Source organism: Oligosphaera ethanolica, from assembly GCF_030814695.1.
Lineage (GTDB): Bacteria > Verrucomicrobiota > Lentisphaeria > Oligosphaerales > Oligosphaeraceae > Oligosphaera > Oligosphaera ethanolica.
Map to the genome: position 1 here is coordinate 427,704 of NZ_JAUSVL010000001.1, position 24,876 is coordinate 452,579.

15 protein-coding genes are annotated in these 24,876 nt (G+C 61.3%); 10 read left to right on the plus strand and 5 right to left on the minus strand.

Annotation, left to right across the window (positions count from 1 at the left end):
- The first annotated feature begins 188 nt into the window (after window positions 1–188).
- From J3R75_RS01470 to tkt, 3 genes are all read left to right on the plus strand, one after another.
- On the plus strand, window positions 189–914 hold the full coding sequence (locus J3R75_RS01470; protein ID WP_307259480.1) for a DUF1559 family PulG-like putative transporter: 726 nt from the start codon (window positions 189–191) through the stop codon (window positions 912–914).
- Window positions 915–1,975: 1,061 nt separating this feature from the next.
- A protein-coding gene (gene prfB, locus J3R75_RS01475; protein WP_370882355.1) for a peptide chain release factor 2 occupies window positions 1,976–3,089 on the plus strand; the annotation gives its coding sequence in 2 pieces (ribosomal slippage) (window positions 1,976–2,047 and window positions 2,049–3,089; 1,113 coding nt in all).
- A gap of 57 nt (window positions 3,090–3,146) precedes the next feature.
- Entirely contained in the window at window positions 3,147–5,141 is a 1,995-nt protein-coding gene (tkt, locus tag J3R75_RS01480) for a transketolase (RefSeq protein ID WP_307259481.1), read from the plus strand.
- A gap of 107 nt (window positions 5,142–5,248) precedes the next feature.
- Here tkt and J3R75_RS01485 read toward each other — a convergent pair whose 3' ends face one another.
- The 3 genes from J3R75_RS01485 to J3R75_RS01495 form a co-directional block, all read right to left on the minus strand.
- Window positions 5,249–6,358, minus strand: a complete 1,110-nt coding sequence (locus J3R75_RS01485) for a THUMP domain-containing class I SAM-dependent RNA methyltransferase (RefSeq protein WP_307259483.1) — start codon at window positions 6,356–6,358, stop codon at window positions 5,249–5,251.
- Window positions 6,359–6,788: 430 nt separating this feature from the next.
- Window positions 6,789–8,168, minus strand: a complete 1,380-nt coding sequence (locus J3R75_RS01490) for an SGNH/GDSL hydrolase family protein (RefSeq protein ID WP_307259484.1) — start codon at window positions 8,166–8,168, stop codon at window positions 6,789–6,791.
- 73 nt (window positions 8,169–8,241) lie between these two features.
- Complete coding sequence (locus J3R75_RS01495) at window positions 8,242–9,387, minus strand: sialidase family protein (protein ID WP_307259486.1); 1,146 nt, start codon at window positions 9,385–9,387, stop codon at window positions 8,242–8,244.
- Window positions 9,388–9,646: 259 nt separating this feature from the next.
- Between J3R75_RS01495 and J3R75_RS01500 the strand changes: the two genes are divergently transcribed.
- From J3R75_RS01500 to J3R75_RS01530, 7 genes are all read left to right on the plus strand, one after another.
- The gene (locus tag J3R75_RS01500; RefSeq protein WP_307259488.1) at window positions 9,647–11,017 is read left to right on the plus strand and encodes a TldD/PmbA family protein; all 1,371 of its coding nucleotides are present in this window, start codon (window positions 9,647–9,649) and stop codon (window positions 11,015–11,017) included.
- A gap of 42 nt (window positions 11,018–11,059) precedes the next feature.
- On the plus strand, window positions 11,060–12,379 hold the full coding sequence (locus J3R75_RS01505; protein WP_307259490.1) for a TldD/PmbA family protein: 1,320 nt from the start codon (window positions 11,060–11,062) through the stop codon (window positions 12,377–12,379).
- Between the two features lie 277 nt (window positions 12,380–12,656).
- On the plus strand, window positions 12,657–13,847 hold the full coding sequence (locus J3R75_RS01510) for a hypothetical protein (protein ID WP_307259492.1): 1,191 nt from the start codon (window positions 12,657–12,659) through the stop codon (window positions 13,845–13,847).
- A 107-nt stretch (window positions 13,848–13,954) separates the two neighbouring features.
- Window positions 13,955–15,085, plus strand: a complete 1,131-nt coding sequence (locus J3R75_RS01515) for a hypothetical protein (protein ID WP_307259493.1) — start codon at window positions 13,955–13,957, stop codon at window positions 15,083–15,085.
- Window positions 15,086–15,175: 90 nt separating this feature from the next.
- Window positions 15,176–16,198: a Gfo/Idh/MocA family protein gene (locus J3R75_RS01520; protein WP_307259496.1), complete on the plus strand. Its 1,023-nt coding sequence runs from the start codon at window positions 15,176–15,178 to the stop codon at window positions 16,196–16,198.
- Between the two features lie 38 nt (window positions 16,199–16,236).
- A complete protein-coding gene (locus J3R75_RS01525; RefSeq protein ID WP_307259497.1) occupies window positions 16,237–17,109 on the plus strand; it encodes a carbohydrate ABC transporter permease in 873 nt (290 codons plus the stop codon).
- Window positions 17,106–17,948, plus strand: a complete 843-nt coding sequence (locus J3R75_RS01530; RefSeq protein WP_307259499.1) for a carbohydrate ABC transporter permease — start codon at window positions 17,106–17,108, stop codon at window positions 17,946–17,948. The genes J3R75_RS01525 and J3R75_RS01530 overlap by 4 nt, the downstream gene beginning before the upstream one ends.
- Before the next feature lie 3 nt (window positions 17,949–17,951).
- On the opposite strand, the gene J3R75_RS01535 is transcribed toward J3R75_RS01530, so the two are convergent.
- Both J3R75_RS01535 and J3R75_RS01540 read right to left on the minus strand, forming a co-directional pair.
- Window positions 17,952–19,739 carry a hypothetical protein gene (locus J3R75_RS01535; protein WP_307259501.1) on the minus strand — a complete coding sequence of 596 codons (1,788 nt, stop codon included), beginning with the start codon at window positions 19,737–19,739 and terminating at the stop codon, window positions 17,952–17,954.
- A gap of 26 nt (window positions 19,740–19,765) precedes the next feature.
- On the minus strand, window positions 19,766–24,730 hold the full coding sequence (locus J3R75_RS01540) for an alpha-2-macroglobulin family protein (RefSeq protein ID WP_307259503.1): 4,965 nt from the start codon (window positions 24,728–24,730) through the stop codon (window positions 19,766–19,768).
- Window positions 24,731–24,876: the final 146 nt, after the last annotated feature.

Genomic DNA, 24,876 nt, shown 5'->3' on the forward strand with positions numbered 1-24,876 from the left:
AAGCGTGGCCGCCGCTTCACTTCTAACCCACAACGCTCAGCGAACCAACACGATGGAAATAGTCTGACACCTGTTGTAATTATGAGGAAATATTACTATAATTGAGTCATCCGTAGATTTTTTAGGGTTTCGAAGCGCATTTACACAACAAGTATAAAGAGAAGTACAAAGAAATGCAGGGGCCAGTCATGTTCAAACGAATCACCGCCTTCACCTTGATTGAGCTGCTCGTCGTCATCGCCATCATCGCCATCCTGGCAGCCATGCTCTTGCCGGCTTTGAGCAAGGCGCGGGAAAAAGCCCGCAGCATCAGCTGCTCGTCAAACCTCAAACAGATGGGGTTGGGACTCCTGCAGTATCTCGACGACGGCGATGCACGCTTCCCCATGGGCATGACTCAAAAATGGAACGGTACTACTGGCACCCGCCGCTGGTACGATCTGCTCAACAAGAACTACTACGGCGACGACAACGTGCGCTTCTGCCCCTCAAATACGACCATCAAGCCCACTACCGGCACCGGCAGCTACGGCTGCCAAAACAACCTCAGCGGCTGGGACTTTAGCGCGTCGCTAATCACCCATGTGCCAGCCCCCTCCGGCACCGCTTATTTTGTCGACACCAATATCTGTCCGAACGTCGTCGGCCTACAACCTGACCAGTGGTTTTATTACGCCACCAACAACACCGACTGGCAATGGTTGCCACCGGGTGAGCTGACCAGCTCATCGGGCTATAGATACACACAAAACACCGGCGATTATCCCCGCCGCCCCGTCGGCCGCCACAACGGCAACATCAATGTGCAGTACATCGACGGCCACGTCGAAACCCGCGGCATCAATGACTTCATTGGCCCGATTCCCGCCGGCCACGCCTACGGCAGCGAAAAAAATGCCTGGGATAATAAGTGACGCAAACCAAAAAGTCCCGCTGAACCACGTTTTCCCAAGTCGTTTCCGGAACAACCAAACCAGCATCTGCAGCCCCCTCCTCGCGGCGGCCACGCACTCAGCGCGGCCGCCGCGTCGCGTTTCGCCTTCGCGTGAGGCAAAACAAAACCACGGCAGGCCGTCGGCCACGGAACTGTCGCGTCTTCCTAGCGGCGGCGTGGATTGCCGCGCAGCGGCAAGACAGGCCGCCAACAAAGGGCGGACACACAGGTCCGCCCTCTTCTTCGCGCCTTCGCGTGAGAAACAAAAGCCTTCGCGTGAAAAAAAAGGCCGCGGCACCTGCATCGGCTTTGTAATGCCTCACTCATTGATACTGGCCGGTCCAAGGGACGCCAGGGACCGTGGAGACCAGTTGGCGGTGGCGCACTGGGGCGAGGACTCACGGACTCATGAGGCATGATCCCATGGATTGGACCGTGGGGATTGACTCCCGACGCTTGGGACTGATTGGGGACTGATTCGACTCCTGGGACTGATTGGGGACTTCCTGGACTCCGGGGACTTTTTGGCGACTGTGCGCTGGGGCGAGGACTCACGGACTCATGAGGCATGATCCCATGGATTGGACTGTGGGGACTTTTGGGACTGTGGGGAATGACGCCTTGGACGCCAGGGACTGCTTGAGTATCTCTTGGACTCTTGGGAGCGCCTACGGCACAAAAACAAGAATAGTGAATAAGGGTGGTTTTCGGCCCGAACCGGACAAAGCAAGTCGCCTGATCGGCCAAGTTCGGCCCGGAGGGCCGCACCATGCGTAACCCCGGGTGAGGCGCCCGGAGGGCGCCGCAACCCGGGGTATGACAGCAACATAGAATTGCGCCCGGAGGGCGCCACATTGGCTAGGCACGCCGCGTCCCACCGCGCCAGCGAGAGGCATGTCGTGCATCCAATATCAATGGCTGAGGGATTACTCGGCTTTTCGCAAAAAGCGCCGCTACGCGCGACCGTAGCCGCCAAAGGGGTGTATATTACGACTTTTCGCCAGGCCGCATTCAACCTGTTTTCAGCCAAGGACTATCATCATGACTCGTGAAGAGCTGCAACGTAAAGTGGACGAGGCCCGTGAGCGCCTCGAACACTTGAGGGGGTTTCTTTGACGTCGCTACCAAAACCGAAAAACTCGACCTCCTCGAAGCGAAAATGACCCGTCCGGATTTCTGGGACCGCCGTGAAAGCGCCCAGGAGACCGTCGCCGAAGTCAGAACCATCAAAAACGTGCTCGTTCCTTTCCGGGGATTGGAAAGCCGTGTCGGCGATTTTGCCGCCATGTGTGAACTGGCCGAACTCGAAGGCGAAGACTCGGCGTTCTATCGCGAAGCCGAATTGGCCTGGCCTGACCTGAGCAAGGAACTGGACCGCCTGGAACTGGTCAGCTTCCTCTCTGGCAAGCTCGACGCCAACAACGCCATCCTGACGGTGCATGCCGGTGCCGGCGGCACCGAGTCCTGCGACTGGTGCGGCATGCTCTACCGCATGTACACCCACTGGCTGGACGAACATAATTTCAAGTACGAAATCGTCGATATCCAGCCCGGGGAAGAAGCCGGCACCAAGTACGCCACGCTCACCGTCCAGGGCGAATTCGCCTACGGCTACCTCAAGGCCGAAAAAGGCGTGCACCGCCTGGTGCGCATCTCGCCCTTTGACGCCAACAAGCGCCGCCACACGTCCTTCGCTTCCGTGGACGTCCTCCCCGAAATCGACGACGACATCAATATCGTGGTTACCGATGCCGATCTACGCATCGACACCTTCCGCGCCTCCGGCGCCGGCGGCCAGCACGTCAACCGGACGGACAGCGCCGTCCGCCTCACCCACCTGGAGACCAACATCGTCGTCACCTGCCAGAGCGAACGCTCCCAGCACAAGAACAAGGCCAACGCCATGCGCATCCTCAAATCCAGGCTCTTCCAGCTGGAGGATGACAAACGCCGCGCCGAGCACGCCGCTGAGTCCGCCGCCAAGGGCGACAACGCCTGGGGCAACCAGATCCGCTCCTACGTCCTCCAGCCCTACCAGCTGGTCAAAGACCTGCGCACCGACGTCGAGACCAGCAATGTCAGCGCCGTCCTTGATGGAGACATCGACCTCTTTATCAATGCGTGGTTGCGCGCCGGCCAACCCATGTCACGTTAACGGATAAAACACGTCCGTATTCCTTAGCATCAGTCAACATGTCAGGAGAGTAGAATCATGTCGTGCAACTGCCAGGTGTTCAAGAAAGCCGTTGATACTGTCCGCGTCCTCGCCGCCGATGGCGTGCAGAAGGCCAACTCCGGCCATCCGGGCATGCCCATGGGCTGCGCTGATTTCGCCTTCACGCTGTGGAGCCGCTTCATGCGTTTTGACCCCGCGCAGCCCGAGTGGCTGGGCCGCGACCGCTTCGTCCTCTCCGCCGGCCATGGCTCCATGCTGATCTACTCGCTGCTCCACCTCTTCGGCTACGGCCTGGAATTGGACGACCTCAAGCAGTTCCGGCAATGGGGCAGCAAATGCCCTGGCCACCCGGAATACGGCCACACCAAGGGCGTGGAAGTCACCACCGGCCCGCTGGCCTCCGGTCTGGCGTCCGCCATCGGCATGGCCATCGGCATGAAGCAGTTCCAGGCCCGCATCGGCGCCGACGCATCGCTCTTCAACCAGAAGGTCTATGCCATTAGTGGCGACGGCTGCATCATGGAAGGCACCTCCCACGAGGCCTGCGCCCTCGCCGGCCACCTGAAGCTCGACAACCTCGTGCTCTTCTACGACGACAACAGCATCACCATCGAGGGCTCCACGGCCATCGCTCACACCGAAGACGTCGGTGCCCGCTTTGCCGCCTACGGCTGGAATGTCCTGCGTATCGACGGCCAAGACATCGAGCAGATCAGCGGCGCCCTGCAGCTGGCCCGCAAGACCAGCGGCAAGCCCACCATCATCATCGGCAAAACCGTCATCGGCAAGGGCTCGCCCAAGCTCGCCGGCAACGCCGAATGCCATGGCGCACCACTCGGCGCCGACGAACTGGCCGCAACCAAGAAGGCCTTGGGCTTCGATCCCGAACAGTCCTTCGTCGTCCCCGCCGATGTCCGCGAGCTGTGCAACAAACTGATTGCTGAAAAGAAGGCCGCCGCCGCCGAGTGGAACCAGCGCTTTGTCGCCTTCAAGGCGACGCTTGACAGCGAGAAACTCGCCCTGATGGACGCGCTGCTGACCCGCAAAGTCCCCGCGAACATCCTCGAAGAGCTCCTCAAGGCCGTGCCTGCCAAGGCCACGGCGACGCGTAATTCCGGCGGCGAGATCATGCAGAAGGCCGCCGCGCTGGTGCCGGCGCTCTGCGGCGGCTCTGCCGACTTGAATCCCAGCACCAAGACCTACCTCAAAGGCGCTGGCGACTTCGGCCCCGCCGACTGGGCCGGCCGCAATGTCCACTACGGCGTGCGCGAACTGGGCATGGGCATGATCAGCAATGGCCTGGCGCTCTGCGGCTCGGCCATTCCTTTCAGCTCGACCTTCATGGTCTTCTCTGACTACATGAAACCCGCCCTGCGCCTCGCCGCCCTGCAGCAGCTGCATGAAATCTACGTCTTCACTCACGACTCCATCTTCGTCGGCGAAGACGGCCCGACTCACCAGCCCATTGAACAGCTCGCCATGCTCCGCGCCATCCCCGGCATGACCACCATCCGCCCCGCCGAGGCCAACGAGACCGCGCACGCCTGGGCCGCCGCGCTACAGGCCAAGGGCCCCGTCGCACTCTGCCTCACCCGCCAGAATCTCCCGAACCTCCCTGCCGACATCGTCAGCAAACGCATGGACGTCGCCAAGGGCGCCTACGTCGTCAGCTGCGAAAAGGACTTCGAGATCATCCTCATCGCCAGCGGCTCCGAACTGCAGGTGATCATGGGCGCAGCGGACATCCTCCGCGGCAAGGGCAAAAAAGTCCGCGTGGTATCCATGCCCAGCTGGGAGCTCTTCGACAAGCAAAGCGCCGAATACAAAGAGTCCGTCCTGCCCGCCACCTGCAAGAAACGCATTTCGGTGGAAGCTGGCTCGACCTTCGGCTGGCAGCGCTACATCGGTTCCTGCGGCCTGGCCCTGGGCATTGACCACTTCGGCGCTTCCGCACCCTGCGATCTGCTCGCCAAGGAATACGGCTTCAGTGCCGAAGCCGTTGCCGAGCACGCCATCGCCTACTTGGGCTGAGCATAGACCATAAAACAAAAAGGCACCCCGCCGAGGGGTGCCAAAGCCGAGCCCGGGAGCCGGACGCCACTGGCGCGCAAGTCCCCGGGCTTTTTCGTGTCCGCGCCTTATGGCACTTCGTAGATCACCAACCGGCATTCGATGCTGCCATTGGTGAGGGGATATTCGGCCTCGGGGCGCAGGCGAATACCGGCGATGGCACGAGGGTTGCCCACGATCAACGCCACACGCCAGCCATGGAGCCGCTGCACGGCCGCACAGAGCTCCTGGTAGAGCTGATTGTCCGCGTCAAGCCGCACGCCATAGGGCGGATTGGCCACCAGTAGGCGCCGGGTGCCATCGGGCTGCAATTCACGCAGGGGCATTTTCCGGAAACTCAGCCGCAGGCCAGCCGCACGGGCGTTGTCCTGCGCCGTCGCCAGCACCGCGTCGTCCAAGTCAAAGCCAGTAATCCGCGGTGGCTGGCCATGGCCCTGCCCGCGCAATTGCCCGCGCAGCTCAGCAAGCCGCCGCGCGTCGTCCTCGCTGAAATTGGCCCAGCGTTCAAAACCGAAACGCTGCCGCCATAGTCCGGGCGCGACATTAGCGGCCCACAGCGCCGCTTCGATCACCAACGTGCCCGAGCCGCACATCGGGTCGACCAGCGGCGTCTTGCGATCCCAGCCGGACATTCTTAGCACTGCCGCCGCCAGGGTTTCCTTGATGGGCGCTTCACCGCCAGCCTGCCGATAGCCGCGCTTGAACAACGGCTCGCCGGACAGATCGAGATACACGGTCGCCTTCTCGCGCGCCCAGTAGACAAAAACCCGCAAATCGGGGTCGTCCTTTGATACGCTCGATCGCTGTCCAAGCTGATCACGCATGCTGTCCACAATCGCGTCCTTGACTTTCAGGGCGACGAAATTGGGGTTCTCGCCGCAGCTTTCATGGGCGTAAGCCGCCACCGCAAAGGTATGTTGCGGGGTGATGACGTCTAGCCACGGCAATTCGTGAGCACCGTCGTAGAGCTGCTGCAGATCACGCGCCGGAAAACGCCCCAGGACCACCATCACCCGCTGGCCCAAACGCGTCTCCAGGCAGGCACGCCAGCCGTCCTCCCATTCGCCAAAGAAGGGTATGCCGCCGCGATTCAAACGCGCTGAACGAAATCCCAGCTCGGACAACTCGTCGCGTAACGCACTCTCAGTTCCCGGACCGGCCGTAACATAAAATTCCATAGCTATCACCTGTTCTTCTTCGCTTTTTCAGACCGAGCTGACCGATCGGACCGATCCGTCCGCGATAAAAGACCGAAGATCAGACCGATCAGACCGATCAGACCGATCAGAAATCGGATCAGTCCGATCCGTCCGATCCGTCTGAAGCTCTTACTTAACGATTTCCAAAACGCTTATTGTTTCAACCAAACAACCTTATTTCATCCCGGCATTTCATCGCCGCGAAGCGGCAGCAGCGCTGAAAGCGCGAAACATGACAGCCCAGGGCAAGCAGCGCTGAAAGCGCGCGCCGCCCTGGGTAAAACGACAACTCTGGCCGTGTTCCTCGGCCTCTTTGGCCCCAGTCGGCGAAGCTGACTGGGGCCAAAGAGGCAATGGAACTCATTGACTGCGGCTGTATTCTACACTGTTACCCTCTACGGGGAACAACCTATTCGCAGATTTCGCCGATGATGAAGATGCACGCCGCGTAGAGCAGCTTCGGATCGTACTTGGCGGGGTTCTTATCGAAATCGCCCTTATTGTGATCAAAAAGAATAATCCGCTTATCGAAGTCCTTGTCAAGGACCTTCAGGGTCACTTCGTGAACGGCGTCGGGATTCATCTGGTCGGCGAGCGTGCTCAGTGCCAGCCGGTGGTAGGTGCAATAGGGATCGAAGGTGCGCACTTCGCTGCTCTTGCCGCCAGCAACGCTCTTTTCGAAGATGCAGCCGTGTGGCCCGAGAAGATTATAGAGCGCGGCGGTCGTGCCCTTAAATTTGAAGCGGATTTCCGCACCGGGCGAGAAAGTGAAGAACGGGTCCATGCGCCCGATGAAGCCCTTGGTCACGGCGTGGTCGCCGGGATTTTTCTCCCAGGTGCCGGTGATTTTCACCAGCGGATGATCCAGCGGCACCGTGATGACATTCTCCCAGCATTCCTTCACCATCGGCAACGGCAACGCCGCGCGCGCGCCGGCCGTGCCCGCCGCCTTGATCGCCGGCAGTGAGCGCCGGATCGCGTCCATGTACAGCTGATGGCCCGTGTTGGCGTAGGGATGTACACCGTCGCCAGCGAAGGGAATTTTGCCCTCGGCGTTGACAAAATTGTCCGCGCTGATATTGAGTTCGTCACCGGACACCCTGGTGAGTTCCTTATCGCTGGCCTTCATGACGAGCTTGCCAGCGGCTTCGAGCTTGACGATTTCGACACCCATGTGGATGGACGGTATGCCATAGTAGTCCGCGATGTCTTCCATCACGCTGGCGGAGCGTTGCATCTTGCCGTCCTGCATCTCCTTCACATGCGCAGCAGTGAGGGTGTAAACGAACAGAATGTCCGTCGCCGGCAATTCCCGCCAGATATGCCGGACGATGCCCTCCATGCTCTTGCGAATGGAGTAGGGATGCGCGCCACTGTCATTAACCGCAAATTCCACCATGACCAGGTCGGGGTTGTGGCGCAGCACGTCGTGCTCCAGGCGCAACGCGCCCAGATTGGACCCCGTGCCGCCAATCGCCGCATGGATTTCCTTCACCTGGCAATTGGGATACTCCTTCTGGAAGTACTCGCGGCTGTGAATGCGATAGCCGGCTTGCGCCGTGATGCTGCCGCCAAAATAGGCGATAGTCACCTCACCACCAGTGGCGAGTTTGCCATAGAAATTCGGCAGCCCCTGCCGCGGCACCGACTCCACCAGCGGGCGAATGTCCACCTTCTGCGGATCAAAATCCACCGGCAGTTTTCCCGCCTCAATGGTAATCGCCTGGGCGCCGATAGCACCACCGAGCAACGCCGTAAAAATACCCGCCAGCCAGCTTGTCCGTGACATCGTGTCCTCCTGTCTTTTTCTGCTTCAATCCATGGAAAATAACGCAAATAACGGCGCCGGCCCGGCGCCGCGATCAGTCTTTCTTGACGCCGCCACTGTGATTGACAACCCGCTGCAGGAAAGACTCGGGCGTACTGATTATTCCAGCGAGCACTTCGTCCTCCGTTACACTAGCCAGGAGTATGTCGCCGGCGGTGTAGCGGCCGTAGTCGTAGATGATCCACAGCCGGCCAGCGCCGTCCTGCACGCCGTCGGGATACGATACGCCGGCGCGTTCGTCCAGCAGCAGACCGTCGTTCCAGCTGCGGCCATCGTCGTCCGATAGATACGCCGTGAGCTTACAGCGGGTGCGCCAGTCCTTGTTTTCGCCCTTGACGACCTCGTGATTGACCAGCAGCAACCGGCCGGATTGCAGCCGCATGAGATGAAACCGCGAATTCGGCCCAACCAGCGACGCCGGTCCGCAGTCGTACCAGTTGCGGCCGCCGTCGCTAGAAAAGCCCTGCCCCACGCCATACAGCGTCCGCACCAAACACCAGAGCCGGCCATCTCGCAACGGCACAATGTGGTGCTCATCAAAGATCGAACGCGCCAGGCGAAAACCGCCACGACGCCGGAAACTCCGGCCCTTGTCATAACTGACCACGAGATTGGCGCCAATCTCGTCGCGCAGGCGTTCCGGCGGCTGACCGCCACCAACGCCTTCGGCCCAGATGGACACCGGAAAACCCCAGCTGCCATCCGGCAGAACGCAGGGTTTGTTGAGCATGATGCCATCGTAGAGTCGCCGCGGCGCCGACCAACGCAACTCGGCCGCATCGGGCTCCTCCAGCAGCGCCCCCCAGACGCCATTGACGCCATCGGCGATCGTGCCGTCCTTGGGCGATGTCGATTGCGCCCAGAACAGCCAGACGCGGCCCAGCGGGTCGGTCCATAACGTGGGATCAAACGCACGCACATTGGCACCGGGCGGATCCACCACGGCCACCGGCTCGCCCCAGCTCAAGCCGCCATCGTCGCTAGTCACGACCACGACATAGTTGTTCGGGCCTTCACCAACGCCGCCGGCGTACCAGCAGGCGAAGAAACGCCCGCCGGGCGCAATGGTCAAGCCCGGTATGCCCTGGAACTGCCTCGCCGCCGTCGCCTGCTGCGGGCCCGGCGTGCTCACCGGTACGGCCAAAAGCGGGTCGTTACTGTCAATGCCATTCGCAGTCATCGTCGTCCTTTCCATAACGCCGTGGGAATCACTCATGTCGCTTGGCGACAGACCTTATAACATACCCTCCCGTTGGCCTTCAGCCCAACGTAACAACACGATATTTACGCATCACACCACTTGGCAATTTCAGCTGCAAAGGATACTTTAGCGGCGCAAAACGCCCCGCCCCCTGAACCCGCCCCACCTGCAGCGTGTCCAAGGTGGCCATGGCCCTTTCTGCCCGCAGCCCGCAATCCCAGCCAAGGAATGACCCATCGTGAAACAACGACTGCTTGACGCATTGAACAATTGCCCCGCCGACTACGCGGAAATTCGCTTCGAAACCACCGATAACACCGGCTTTGCCTACCGTGGCAAGGAACTCGACAACGCCAGCACCGGCCAGTTCACCGGCGGCATTGTCCGCGCCTGCAAAAATGGCGGCTGGGGCAGCTGCGTCTTCGACACCCTCGACGAACTCAAAAGCAAGGTCGCCGACGCCTGCGCCGCCGCCACTACCGTCGGCAAGGAAAAAACCGCTCTCGCTGAAATCGCCGTACCAGCGGATCAGGTCTTCACCGCCCAGCTCAAAAACGACTTCCGCGGCGTCAGCTTGGACGAAAAGGTCGCCCTCGTCGGCAAATACAATGACATCGTCCTCAATGCCGTTCCCGGCGTCGAATCAAGCACGGTCATGTACGGCGAGAACTTCCGCACCGTGCACTTCGCTTCAACCCGCGGCAACTACTTCATGGAAGAGCGCCCGCGGATTCTCCTCTACCTGGTGGCCATCGCCCGCAATGGCTCGCAGGTGCAGCGCGGCAGCGAGAGCTTCTCGTCGGCCACCGACTTCACCGTGGTGCTCAATCGCGAAGACAAGGCGCGCGAGGTCGCCGAACGCGCCGTCGCCCTTCTCAAGGCACCGCAGTGCCCCGGCGGCCGACACCACGTCATCCTCCGCCCCGACTTCACCGGCGTCTTCGCCCACGAAGCCTTCGGCCACCTCAGCGAAGCCGACTTTCTCTACGAAAATCCGCAAATGCGCGAGCTGATGACCATCGGCCGCCAGATGGGCAATAACGACCTCAACATCATTGACGACGGCAGCCTCGGCCAGCTCATTGGCACCCACCACGTGGACGACGAAGGCACACCCACGCAAAAGACCATGCTTATCGCCAACGGTGTCCTCGCCGGCCATCTCCACTCGCTGGAAACCGCCGGTAAAATGGGCGCCAAGCCCACCGGCAACGCCCGCGCCATTGGCCGCGGCCGCCCCCCCATCGTGCGCATGACCAACACCTATGTCGATGCCGGTACACTCTCCAAAGATGAACTCTTCGCCGGCGTCGACGACGGCATCTACGCCTGCGGCATGCAGGGCGGCCAGACCATGATGGAGATGTTCACCTTCTCCGCCGCCTACGGCTACCGCATCAAAAACGGCCAGGTCACCGACCTGCTGCGGGACATCGTCCTCACCGGCAATGTCTTCGAAACCCTCCACAACATCGACGGCATTGCCAATGACCTGACCATGTTCGAGCTCGGCGGCGGCTGCGGCAAAGGCGGTCAGTCGCCCCTGCCTGTCACTTTCGGCGGCCCACACATCCGCCTCCGTGACGCCGTTATCGGCGGCCAACAGTAAAACCGCAGCGTTCACGACCACCAGCATAAAGGACCGCAGCCCATGCGCAGTACATATTTACACGACATGCAAGACCGCTTCACCCGCGTCATCGCCAACGCCACCAAACAGGGCGCCAGCGCCGCCAAAGTCAGCTTCAGTCACGGCGAAAGTCTCTCCTGCAGTTTCGAAGCCGGCAGGCTCAAATACGCCGACAGTGCCGAGTCCCTCGGCTACAACATCGCCGTCATCCGCAATGGCCGCTCCGGCGTCGCCGGCGGCAATATCCCCGCCGCCATGGACGAGCTGGTCGAACGCGCCATCAGCTTCGCCCAGATTGGCGCCGTGGCCCACTTCAGCCACTACCCGGCACCAACCACCTACGTGGACCTCAAAAGCCACTCGCCACGCGTTCTCACCCTCAGCCGCGAAAAAATGATCAGCGACTGCCAGGAAATGGTCGATTACGTCAAGAGTCTCGACGACAGTCTCGACATCAGCGCCAGCGCCGGCCGCAGCGAAGGCGAGAGCGCCGTGGCCAACTCCGCCGGTCTCAATGAAACAGACATGGAGACCTCTTGGGACCTCAACTTGGGCATTCAGAAAACCAGTGGCACCGACATGCTCTTTTCCTACGACTACCGCTCCTGGCTGGACCTCAATGAGCTCTACGATCTCGACGCGCTCAAGAGCGCGATCGCCTTTGATCTGCGCCACGCCGCCCGTAGCGCCACAATCAGCGACGGCGTCTACCCCATCTACCTGCCCCCGCGCATGCTCGGCAGCTTCCTGGCGCCCATCAGCATGGGCATCAATGGCCGCGATGTCTTCAAGGGCACGTCGCCACTCAAGGACGAACTCGGCAAACAGTGTTTCTCACCGGCCTTGACCATCATTGACAATCCCCACATCGACTTTTCGCCAGCCTCCGCCGCCTTCGATGGCGCCGGCATCGCCACTCGCCCCATGACTCTCGTCGACCAAGGCGTCCTCAAGACCTTCCTCTATGACTACGACAGCGCCTGCCTGGCCCAGGCCACGCCCACCGGCCACAGCGGCAGCTCGCCCTACACCATGTTCGTGCAGCCCGGCCAACGCAGCGCCGACGCAATGCTCAAGAGCATCCCGAAAGGCCTCTACATCAAACAGCTGCTCGGCTTCGGCCAAAGCAATCTGGCCAACGGCGACTTCTCCTGCAATGCCGCCCTAGCCTATCTTATCGAAAACGGCGAAATCGTCGGCCGCGTCAAAAACGCCATGATCGCCGGCAATATCCTCAGTCTTCTCAAAGGCGACATCGAATTCAGTAGCGACCTCGACCCCCAGAACCGCCAGCCCCACGCCATCATCCCCGGCGTCAGCGTCGTCACCGCCAAAAACTGAAGCGCCGCCGCCCACCACTTACACCGTACAATTAGGAGCGCAGGTGGCCAACAGCCCCAGCCGCTGTGGCCATCCTTCGCCAACCCTCAGTTCTTGCCCATAAATCCATGCGCCCTCACCGGAATTGCTTCGTGGGCGGTTGCAAAATACGCCTATTTTGTCTATAGTCTTCGCGTGCTGTTCCGAGTATGAGTCCAGCATGGAGGCAGGCTCGGCCATGACGACTTGGCGACTAGGGCAAACCAGCATTGCGCTTTTTTCAGTACGAGGAGACTTCATGCGATCCTTAGCCATTTATGCCTTGTTAGGCTGCATGTACTGCGGCGTTCTCCCGCTCCAGGCACAGACACCAACACCGGCTGCAACACCGGCAGCGGCTGCGGCCAACGCCAATCCCGATGTGCGCTTCAGAGCCCTCGAAGAGCACGAACAACGCGGCGCCGTACTGAAAATCCGTGATCAACTCCTTTTCGAGCGAAGTGAAAAAGACAAACGCGAACGGGCCATCGCCGGACTCCGCAACGCCCTGCAGGGCACCTTGATGAATCCTGACGACACCCAGAAACTTGCCGGCCTGGTGACTCTGTGGCAAGACGCGAATAGCCTCTACGACGAAGTCAAAAGAGCCAACTATCGGCAACTGGAGCTCATTACCCTCATTGGTAATGCCAAGCTATCGGCAGGAATGCTGCCGCAGGTGGCGTCCTTCCTCCTCGACGCGGAAAAACAAACCACCCAGTTGGGCGACAATCAAAAAAAACAGCAAGAACATCTCCTCTCCTTCGGGCAGCCTATCATCATGGCTATCTGCAATGTCCCGCCACCAAGGTCATTCATCACCCATTCTGGCATTACCATGCGGCTTTGCGGCCAAGGCAAAGAATGGTTCTATGTCAGCGAGCAACCCATCACCGAGGCACAGTACCAGGCTGTCATCCAACCGCAGGCGGGCGACAGCGCCAAGGCACCAGCAACAGACAGCCCTTCACCGGCAAAAACGGATGTCAGCCTCACCAATGCCATACGCTTCTGCGGCATGTTAACTAGACTCGAACAACGAAACCTCCTCCTACCCAATATCAGTCGCGCAAACCGCTACCCCCCTATCCCCAAGGCGGGAAATGAAAATCACACGTACGTCCTTCCCGATAACAATCAGCTGAATATTCTCAGCTTGACCAGCTACACCCCATCCTGCGCCATCTGGATCAACAGCCCGTGGCTCCCTAACGACTCGGATACTGAACGCGCCTTGGAGCGCTTCGCCGTGTCCTTCAACATCGTGTGGGACCCCCGAAGGCTGTTCGCCGAAAGCACGACTTTTGGCGAACTGCCATTCGCGCGCTATCCCCAACTCGGTTTCGTCATCGTGACGCACCGAAATACCGGCTGGTATCTGCGTTGGCAACACCTCTTGGATAAAATGGATGCCGCGAACGCCGAACAGCCCCTCAACACCCCGGAATGACCGAAACAGTAGCCATCTCAGTGCTCAACCATCTGCCATCGTTATATCCCCCACAAGTTGCTGCAACCCGCTCCAGCTATCAACGAGCAACAAGGAACGCCCACGCCATGAAGCAGATTTACCGCTCCCTTTTCCTTTTCACGCTCATCCTGACAGCCTGGACAGCAATGCCCACACTACTTGCCCAGCCCACCCCGGCTATGTACCGCGGCAAATTCGTGCGCAAAGAAATCCGCCGCACCATCATCAAACCCACCTTCATCTGCACTCTCACCAAGGGCGCATCCCCCTTCGTCGCTTTCGAATTCTGGGAACAACACGAAATCACTTATTTCGAAGTCAACATCTATCAAGCCATGCAGGAAGTCGTCCGAGAAAAAAACGCAGACGGGCTTGACGTCGTCAAAGATTTCGCCCCCATTCCCGGCCAATTCATCAAAGATAACGATGAAATCCCAAGGCAAGAAATCCAAATCAAAGGTCTCCTGGCCAACGAAAAATTCTCTATCTTGGGCAAAGAGTATGTCACTGACAATAAGGGCAGGATCTATGACCTCGGACAAAGCATCCTGGACCTCTTTGACACCATGGACACCCGCTCATTCGAGCTGGCCATATCCCACGCCACCCTCGGCGAGCAAGTCATCACTCTCACCCGCAATCTGATCAGCCGCCAAAACCCGGTAATACCCGGCAACAACGCGGCTTCGCAATACGATATTCTGGAGGCCTTCGGACTCAATTTCACGCAACAAATGCAGTGTGGACGGGATGGCCTCAAGGTCAAAGTCACCACCTACGGCGAGATCACAGCCGGAAAACGCGTGGCGATTGTCGTTGACGTCACCAACTCGGATTCGAAACCAGTCAGCAATCTCATCGCCCGCAGCTTTTCCCGCCATCAGGAACTGAATGGCAAGCTCTTTTATTTCGGGCTGGTCACTGCCAACCAGCCCGTTCAATCCCGCCGCCATCTCACCCTCCCCCCCGGCGTCGACGGCACAAGCCCCTTCTACAAGGCCTTCGCCGGCCTTTCCCGCCATCCCTGGCGCAAGGACCAACTCTTTTATGTCTGGCTGCCCGTTACCGACCGTCCCGCTCGCTTCGTCCGCTATGTCACCATCCCCACAGCGGTCAATGCCGGTCAACCGCTCCATCTGAGCATCGCCTTTTGGGATATTATTGGCGCCATTCCCGAAAAAAGACAAGACCTCTCTCTGACTATCCCGGCAAAATAATCAGCCAGTCCAGCCGCCTGCGCGGCGTGGCGTGGCATTCTGCGTCCGCCTTCAGATCATTCGTCACTACGCAACTAGGAGTCACAGTCCATGGACGAAGCACGCTTTCAGGCCGGTGTCATTGGTCTGCGCATGGGCAACAGCCATTGCCAAGGCTACAACGCCCACCCGCACTGCAAACTGGTGGCCATCTGCGACACCGACCATGCCATCCTCCAGCAGCGCCAGCGCGAGTATGCGCCCGTTGCCGCCTACAGCGACTTCCGCGACCTCATCGCCCACGACGGCGTCAATATCATCTCCGTGGCCTCGCCAGACTATTTCCACGCCGAACACTGCATCGCCGCGCTCCGCGCCGGCAAACATGTCCTCTGCGAAAAACCACTGACCCTCAGTCTGGAAGAAGCCCGGGCCATCATCGCCGAAGTGGAAAAGGGCCCGGCCAAATTCATGATCGGCCAGGTCTGCCGTTACGCGCCCGGCTTCGTCCTCGCCAAACGCCTGATTGACGACGGCATGATCGGCGAACTCTACCTGGTCGAAAGCGAATACGCCCACAACTACGGCAGCTCCCGCGGCATCAACTCCTGGCGCGTCGATCCCCGCCGCGAGCCCTTTATCGGCGGCGGCTGCCATGCCGTCGATCTCCTGCGCTGGATTGCCGGCGAGGCGCTGACAGTCTCCGCTTTCGCCAACCACAAATGCCTGCCGGACTGGCCCGTCAATGACTGCAGCGTGGCCATCTTCCGCTTCGCCAACGACGTCATCGGCAAAGTCATGGTCTCCATCGGCTGCACCAGGCCCTACACCATGCGCAGCGTCTTCTACGGCACCGCCGGCACCATCATCTGCGACAACACCAGCGCCGACATCAAAATCTGCAGCAAGCGCCTCATGCAGGGCAAGCTCGACTTCGCCACCATGCCCGTGAACATCGCCAACCACAACGTCGCCGCCGAAATCAGCGACTTCATCCACGGCATCGAAAACAACCTGCCCATCGCCACCAACATCTACGAAGGCGCCCGGACGGTCGCGGCCGCCATGGCCGCCGTCGAATCCGCCAAGCTCGGTGGCCAGCCCATCACCATCGCGCCCATCCAGGCCCCATAGCAGCCGCGACGCCCAGCCGGAGTAAATGCCACCTCGTCATGTCCCATCGCCGCTACACCCCATATCTCTTCATTCTGCCGGCGCTGGCCATGTACGCCCTCTTCGTCGTCCTGCCCATCGCCGATTCCCTGCGCATGTCCCTCCTGCACTGGTCCAGCCCACTGCTGCCACCGGAATTCTGCGGGCTGGACAATTTCCGGCGGCTCATGAGCGACAGCGTCTTCTGGCATGCAGCCTGGCACAACCTGCTGCTCCTGGCCGGGTCGCTACTGCTGCAGCTGCCCCTGGCCATGGCCATCGCCTTGCTCCTGCATCAACGCACCATCGCCCGCGGACTTTTCCGCACGGCCTTTTTCGCCCCGATGATGATGCCCACCGCCGCCATTGCCGTCCTGTGGCAATACCTCTATGAGCCCGAGAGCGGCCTGCTCAGCAGCGTCATCCGCTGCTGGCAGAGCGACTTCGTCTTCCCCTGGCTCTCCGATCCCGGCAGCGCGCTGTTGTGGATCTTCGTGACCATCTGCTGGCAATACACGGGCTTCCACATGGTGCTGTACCTGGCCGGCCTCAGCACCATCCCCAACGACTACTACGAGGCCGCCCGCATCGACGGCGCCAACGAATGGCAAATCTGCTGGCACATCGCCCTGCCCGCCATCAGGCCCACCATCGCCATCTCCGCCACGCTGTCCATCATCGGCTCGCTCAAATACTTCGATCTCATCTACCTTATGGGCGGCGGCCTGCCGGAAAAATCCCGCGAAGTCATGGCGACCTACATCTACCGCCTGGCCTTTGAACAAAACCAGGGCCGTTACGGCTATGGCTCGGCAGCGGCCGTCTGCCTCTTCGTCCTCGCCCTCGCCGTAGTCATCCCCCTGCAGGCCCGCCAGCTGCGCACAGCATCATGAAGAAACACCGCACCCGCACATCCGGCTCCTTCCTCCTGCGGCATCTGCTGCTGCTGACCTTCCTGGTCATCACGGCCTATCCGCTGCTGTGGATGGTCCTCGCCGCCTTCCGCCTGGAAGGCGATGCGCAAATGCGCCCCCTGGCGCTACCCACGCCCTGGACTTGGCAGAATTTTGCCCAGGTCTGCAGGAATGGCAGCTTTGGCGACGCCTATCTGAACAGCCTCATGCTCTGCAGTGGCAGCGTGCTACTGAGCATTGCGCTGGCGGCACCGGCGGCCTTCGCCTTTGCCCAATGTCGCTTTCGAGGCCGCCATGCGCTCTTCATGCTCTTTCTGCTGGGCATGATGATCCCCGTACACGTGACCCTTATTCCCCTCAATCGCCTCCTCGGCAGCGGTGCCCTGAACCTCAAAGGCAGCCTCTGGGCGCTGGTCGGACCCTACGTCGGCTTTGCTCTGCCCATCACCATGCTGATTCTGCGCGGCGCCTTCGCCGCCCTGCCCCGCGATCTCCTCGACGCCGGCCGCATCGACGGCTGTTCCACCTGGGGCATCTTCCGCCACATTGCCATGCCCATCGCCCGCCCCGCGCTGGCCACCGTCGTCATCTTCAACTTCCTCACCATGTGGAATGAATTCGCCTTCGCCCTGACCCTGCTCGGGCCAGGCCAGACCACCATTCCCCTGGCGTTATCTCAGTTCAAAGGCGAACACGACGTGCAGATCACCCTGGTCAGCGCTGCCCTCAGCCTGGTGGTCGTCCCCCTGCTGATCGTCTATGTCTTTGCCCAGAAGCACATCATCCGCGGCCTCACCGCCGGCGCCGTCAAGGAATAACCTTCAGCAACTGGGGACTGGCATCGGTTCGCTGCGGAAGAAGCCGTCAAGCGCCGGCAGGTCCAGGTAGACACGGCGACAGTCCTCGCCCTCATTGAGCCACACCATCAGCGGCGACGGCCCGTCGCTCTGCCCGGTCAGCTCGCACTGCAACCGGCCATCGGACAGCACGTCCACGCGGTTCAGCGCCGTCGTGCTCAAGCGCCGGGCAATGACACTGACCTGCTCGCGGCTGGCCGGAATCAGATCCCAGCCCCGACGCGCGCCGGCCACCACGCCGGCAATGATCTCATCCCAATCTTCCAGGCTGATCACGTCAATGCGCTCTTCGTGCGTCATGATCACCGCCCAGCACATCATGTCCAACGAACGCAGCACATTGGACACCCCGCGCGCGATGGCCGCGTCCTTGCGCACGGCCGCCGCTTCGCCCAAAAATGGCACGTGCCCATTAAGAATGTCCGCGCCACCCGACTGTCCCGCGTAGGGCGGATAGCCCACCGACGAAAAAAACAGCTCCGGATGCGCCGGCGAGCGGTCGATGATCACCCCCGGCCGGCCGTTGTTCCCGCGCAGGCCGTAGGGCGCCGGACTCCACATCGGCTGATTCGCGTACAACTGCCCCGGCACGGTGTTGTTGCACAAAAAACAGGCGCCGCGCGCCAAAAATGCCGGTATCACCGGATAGCCCACTTCGCCATAATGCGCGTTGATGATCTTGCTGTGACGAATTCCCGCCGCCGCAAAGGCCTTGTCCATGCGCACCACATTTTCCGCGATCTGCGCTAACGGCAAAGCCTCGCCGCTGTCATGATCCAGACTCAGCCCAGCAAACAGCGTCTCGCGGCCGCCATGGGACAGATCCGGCTTGTCCGCCAGCACCGCGTAAGGACGCCAGTCCGGCCGCGCCTTGTAAAAGTCGTCCCGGAAAGCGTGCATGGAAAAATCCGCCTCGTGGGCGCGATAACGCTGTGACACCGCCGCCCAGTCCGTCGGGCCCAGCTCATCAATGAACAAGCCGAGATTGGGTGCGATCCCATGGCGTTTGAAGGCGTCGACATAGCCAAAGGCGCTGTAGGCGCCGTGGCAGTCGTCCACCCGAGCAGTGACATAAGGCGGTATCGCCCGCATGGCAAAGGGTTTCGCCGCCGCCCATACCAGCGAACGCCACAGCAGGCCGTCGAGAAAACGGCCGTGCCCCCACACGTCTTCGCGGTACAACATCAGGCTCAGGCCCCAGAAAACCGCCCGCCCAGCGCCGAGCTGCCGGCAAGCCAGCACGGGCTCGCCACCAGCCAGCAGCAGCGGCTGCCAGCCGGCCTGCACCAGCCCCGGCAACTGTGTCACCGGCAGCGCCGCCATGAGCTCCCACGCCGCAGTGGCATCATGGCCGGAGTTGATGAAATGCGCCCCGCCGGCTTCGGTTGGCAGGCTCAGCCGCGTCGCCAGGCCGTCACGACGCGTCGGTGGCGCCAGCTCACGCAAAGCCACTGGCCAGCTGTCCACCCTGCGATCAAAAGACAACCAGCCCGCACCACCCTGCACCGCCGCCGCAATCTGCTGCGCCAACGTCTCCTGCAGCCGCTGACCAACGCCATCGTGTCCAAGCACATAGAGAGCGCGCGAGCGAAAATGCGCCGGCGGCGAGGGGAAGCCATCCGCAGCGTCCCACACTTCGTGGGGCACACCCCAGAAGCGCAAGGCGGCAAAGAGTCCGTGAATCAGATCCCGGCGTGCCGCCGCCTCGCGGCTGTCCACCATCACCAGCACACTGCGATTACCAGTCGACATGCTAGCCCCCTTGCTCTGCGATGTTATCATTCCACCTCGAAGACGCCTCCGGGCACGAAGGTCGCCGCCACGTCGGGATCATACATCGCCTCGGCGCGCAACGGCGGTATCACAAACTTGCCACGACTCACGGCACGAACGACGTAGCGGGCGCTGCCCGTGCCATTGGCAATCATGGACCCGAAGAGGAGAAAACGATCGTCACGGCGTTCCATAAACTCCGGCAGCAGTAACTCCGTGTGATCATGCGTCAGCGGCGGCAGCGCGGCGCTACGGGTCGCCAGCCGCGGATCCTCGATCTCCAGGCCGCCCGGCAGGAGATCGACCAGCGCCAAATTGTCGATCTTGCCAGTACTCTCAATCGTCAGCGTGACCGTGAGCAGCTGGCCATGCTTTGCCCGCGTGACCTCCTTGCCATCGGCATCGACATACGTCCGGCGAATTTTCATGGCGCCACTCTGACTTTCCAGCTTGCGCGGTACGCCATCGGCGCTGATCTGTACCAGGAAGGACTGCGCTCCCGTATTGACCAGTGTGCCCGTTTCCCCGGCGGCCAATTCCATGTCAAAGCACCGGTCGCTATTGATGGGCACTTCCTTGCCACTGGCCAGACTGAGCGTGCCCACGGCCCGGCCAAAGCCGTACTCGACGGCGTAAGCCGCCAGGCCCATGCACACCCACGCATTCGCCTGAGTCGTTCCCCAGCCCGAATCGTCCTGCTTGATCATACCCGGCATGGCCAAGGCGATCTTCACCGCCGTCGGATGCTTGGGGACAAGGTCCATCAGCAGCGTCAGCGCGCAGCCATGACGGCTCGCGGCACTGCTGAAAGATGCCTTCGCATCGCTTTCGCGCCAGACTTCCGCTGCCAGCGCCCGTTCCAAGTGGGGCATGCCCTCGGCAGCATAGCCGCCCTTGATCAGCGCCGCCGCCGCCCACAAGGTCCCATAGTCAGTCTTGTCGCTGGCCAGCACATTCCGGGCGCCTGACACGAAGCCACCGTCACCAGCCAAAGCCAGGACGTAGCTGGCATGGCCACGCACGACCCGCGCAACGTCGCCCTTGCTTGCCAGACCGCGCAAATAACGCATGATCCGGTTCCGCACAAAAGGATCTAGCTCATAGAGCTGCCGCTGCGCCGCCGCCACCAGGAAATGCTGCGCAAAGACCGTCGTCTCCGACCAGCCGCTCGTCGCGCCCGGCCACCCCGCAAAACTGCCATCACTGAGCAGCATCGACAAGATGTAGCCCGCCGTGCCCGACACTTTTTCCCCGGCCGTCTGCGCCAACGCGGCAGGGATCGCCCCGGATTTCACCAGGTTGTCCACTGCCAAAAATGGAAAGGCCATCGCCGTACTCTGTTCCAGACAGCCATAGGGGTAGCGATTGAGCCAGTTCATCGCCTGCGGCAAAGCGATCGCCGCTGACGCCGACACCCGCACCCGCAGCGCCGGCAAGGCCAGCCACTCTTCGGCCACCGGCGCCACCTGCATGCTCTCGCCAGGCCGAAGAGTGCGCAGCGTCACCCGGCTGACCGGCGGATTGGCCGCACGAATCGTCACCGGCGTCCGCGCCGCGCTCTGCGCCGCACCGAGGCGCAAGACACTCACGATCTCAAACGAACCGATCTGCTCCGACGCCCGGCAACGCAAGGTCTGCACCTGCGAGGCACCCCGCGCCAGTCGGCCCGAAAACGCCACCGGCGTCAATGCCGTCAGCGCCGTCGGCAAGGCGACCTCAAGGGTGTAGTCGCCGTCCGGACAGTCGTGATTAACAACGCTGAAGCTCAGCTCGCATTCGTCGCCGGTCGCCAGCGCCCGCGGCGCACTGGGCACCACGCTGATCACGTCGCGCAATGTGATCTGACGATCACTGGAACCAAAGGCGTCACCAGCCGCCGCCACAGCCATCAAGCGCAGCGCCCCGAGATGCCGCGGCAGGCTCATGCTGGTCTGCACGGTACCGCTCTCGGGTACCTCCAGCGCCGGCAGAACAATCAACGCCGGCGCCGCGCTCTTGACATCGCCTAGGCGCTTCAACAGCTGCCTCATGGCGCCATCGCCGCCGATCTTGCCGTCGTTGCCGATTTTCACCCGCGGAAAAACCCGGCTATAAAGGTCATAGAACTGGAAGCCGCAATAGAAACGCCCGTGGAAGAAGTCAAAGATGTCCGGCGTGTCGTAGTCGGTCAACGCCAGGATGCCCTCATCGACGGCAAAAAGCTGAACCAGGCCGGCGCAGGGCGCAGCATCCTGCCCCTGCAGGCTGGCGGTGATGGCGATCATCTCCCCCGGCAAGGCCTGATCCGGCGCGACCAAGGTCACCTGCAGCCGGTGACGGCTCTGATCCAGCGGCAGTTTCAGCAAGCCGAAAGAACGCAGCGGAGTCGCTTGTTCCCGATATACCAGCGTAATGCCGGCAAAATACTGACTGCCAACGCAGTCCGCCGGAATCGGTATGACCAGCGTATTGGCACCAGCCCGGACCGGCAAAGCCTCGCTCTGCCGCAAAGCGTGCTCGCCGGCAACAACGAAAATTTCGCCCGCAGCGGGGCTGTCCACGGTCACCACCGCGCGGTCGCCGGGAAGGTACAGCGATTTGTCCGTGACAAAACTGAGCACATGCGGATTGGCGCTGCGAGCGCCGCCCTCGCCGGCGTCATGCCAGTAAACCAGACGGGTCTGAATTCCGTTGGTAGAACTGGCTTCAAGCTCATATTGGCCGCTGTCCAGCACCGGCAACATGAATTCACCCTGCAGGCGGGCCAGGCTCGCCGTTTCTGGACAGGGCACTCCCGTCCGCTGTAGCTCCCATTCATAGCTGATGGCGTTGTCGCTGAGTTTCTGGGCATAATGCCAGTCCCGCCGCCACAATTTCAGCGTGTAGCTGCGCTCTTTGGCTACGGGCTCGCTGTTTTTGTCCCACGCCAGCACCCGGCAGGAAATCCGTGCCTGCCCGGTTTCCGGCGCCTTGCCGTCGTAGCGCAGCCCGAGATAGGTCGCACTGGGCTCGCAGCGTTGCAGCGCCCGTGCACTCACCCCACGGCCGCCAGGCTCCATCACACTCACCGTCGCCACCAATGTCACCGGCTCATTGCCGTGACCGCCCATCGCCTCAAAACCGGGGTAATGCAGTACGCCATCTGCCGGCAGGGGCAAGCCTTCCTCGGCAAACATCTTGCCGGCGCGGAAATTGTCCGCATCGCCAACGGTGAAGCCCTCCCAGTGGGCCGGGGGGCGTGACCGCTCGGCGACGACAGAAAATGAGTAGAGTGCCCTGGGCAGTTCGGTACCAAAGTAATAGCGGGCCTCAGCCTTGAACGACACCGCTGCCGCCGTCGTCGCCAGCTCCTCCTGCGGCGTCAACGTCACTTGCACGCGATCGGGCACGTATTCGGAAACCAGCATCTGGCACTGCCCCCACACGCTCTTGCCGTCAAGCCCGAAGCGTAGGGTGTAGGCCCCCGTCCGCGCATTGCGGGGAACTCGCACCGGGCAAGTCACAAAACCATATTTGTCACTGCTCAGCCGCTCGGTACTGATGGCCGCCCCCATGGGATCCAAAACCGTCAGCAGCACCGGCACCTCTGCCATGACCTGCAGCGCCCCGCCTTGAAAATCGCGCAGCCAAGCCGACGCCGTCACCGTCTCGCCTGGACGGCAGACGCCACGCTCCGCATACACAAAGGCCGACGGGCCACGCTGAAAACGCCGACCGCGATTGTCAAACTCCGACAAGCCATGCCCGCTGTCCCTATCCAGCGCCACATAGCTGACCTCCTTGTCCTTCTGGACCAGCACCATGGCCGCTTCGTCGTCCGCATCAACAAAGTCCGCCGCGTAGTCCAGCAACGCGATGCCCTGGGCGTCCGTGCGCCCTTCCGCCATGGGCACATTTTTCTGGCTGAAGAGCCGGACCTCGGCTCCGGCGACCGCACCGCCATCACTGAGGCGTCGGACCACGACGCGCGTCTGACGCCCCAGGTCGTCGCGCGCCACCATGATTGCCAGATCGCTGATCACCAGATGGATGTCATTACCATCTCCACCGTCCTGACTATCAGCAATCTCAAGCTGATAAATCCCGGCGCCAAGACCAGGAAACAGCTCGGAGACGTTCAAATCCATGGTGACGTATTCATTGGCAGGCAGGGTCAGCTTCTTTTCAGCCTCTCCCACCTTGCTCGTATTCCAGCGCCCCTGCCAGCTGTCGCCACCAAAAGGACTCAAATTACCCGGATGGTACCGATACAGGCTCACCCACAACGACGAGATGTTACGCACTTTGATCGGCAAGGTGCAAATGCCGACCTCGCCAGACGCGTCCACCAACGGATAATAGGGGCCCTTGCTCAGAAAACGACATACGGGATTGCTCTTCGCCGTGCGAACGTTGAAAACCGCATCCGCCGACAAAATGTCACCTTTGCTGCTAAGCAGACCCTGCCGAAAGGTCACCACGTAATTCGTCTCGGGCAACAAATCGCCATAAATATGCCAGTAGGGGCCATAGCCGCCACGTATGGCCAGATTGGCCACCGGCGGCTCAATCGCCACCGCGGTCGATACATCCTCCGGCACCGGCACGCTGCCCTCGCCACTGAACATCACCCTGAGGTTGTCGCTGTAAGCCATGGCCTCCAGCTCCAGCACCAGCAGTCGACCAGGCTGCGAAGCCGCCACCACCTCACTGGTCGCTGCTCCCCCTGCGGACACGGTGGCTGGCGAACCCGCCACGGCCGGCGACGACGGCGACCGGCCAGCCAAGATCTCGTTGACCAGCTGCCATTTCTCCGGCCGATCACCAGCCAGAGTCTCAATACACTCCATCAGCCGGCCAAGGTACTCTTCTCCACCAGGCACGACCCCAGCCGCCTCAGCTCCGCGTTGCTGAAAAAGCGGCCACGACACGCTGTAACCAAGCCCCAAATAGACATTGACCGCCAACGACAACAGCAGCGCTGCCGCCCATAACCACTGCTTCTTCTTCACGCCACACCCCCAAACTTAGTCTTCACCGCGCTCACTCGTCACTTCGCACTAACACCAGGGCCGCAGCAGCCAGAATGAGCGGCCACAACGCCGGCGAACCAAACCCAAAATAAACAGTCACAGAAAGCAACAGCAACAACAGTGCC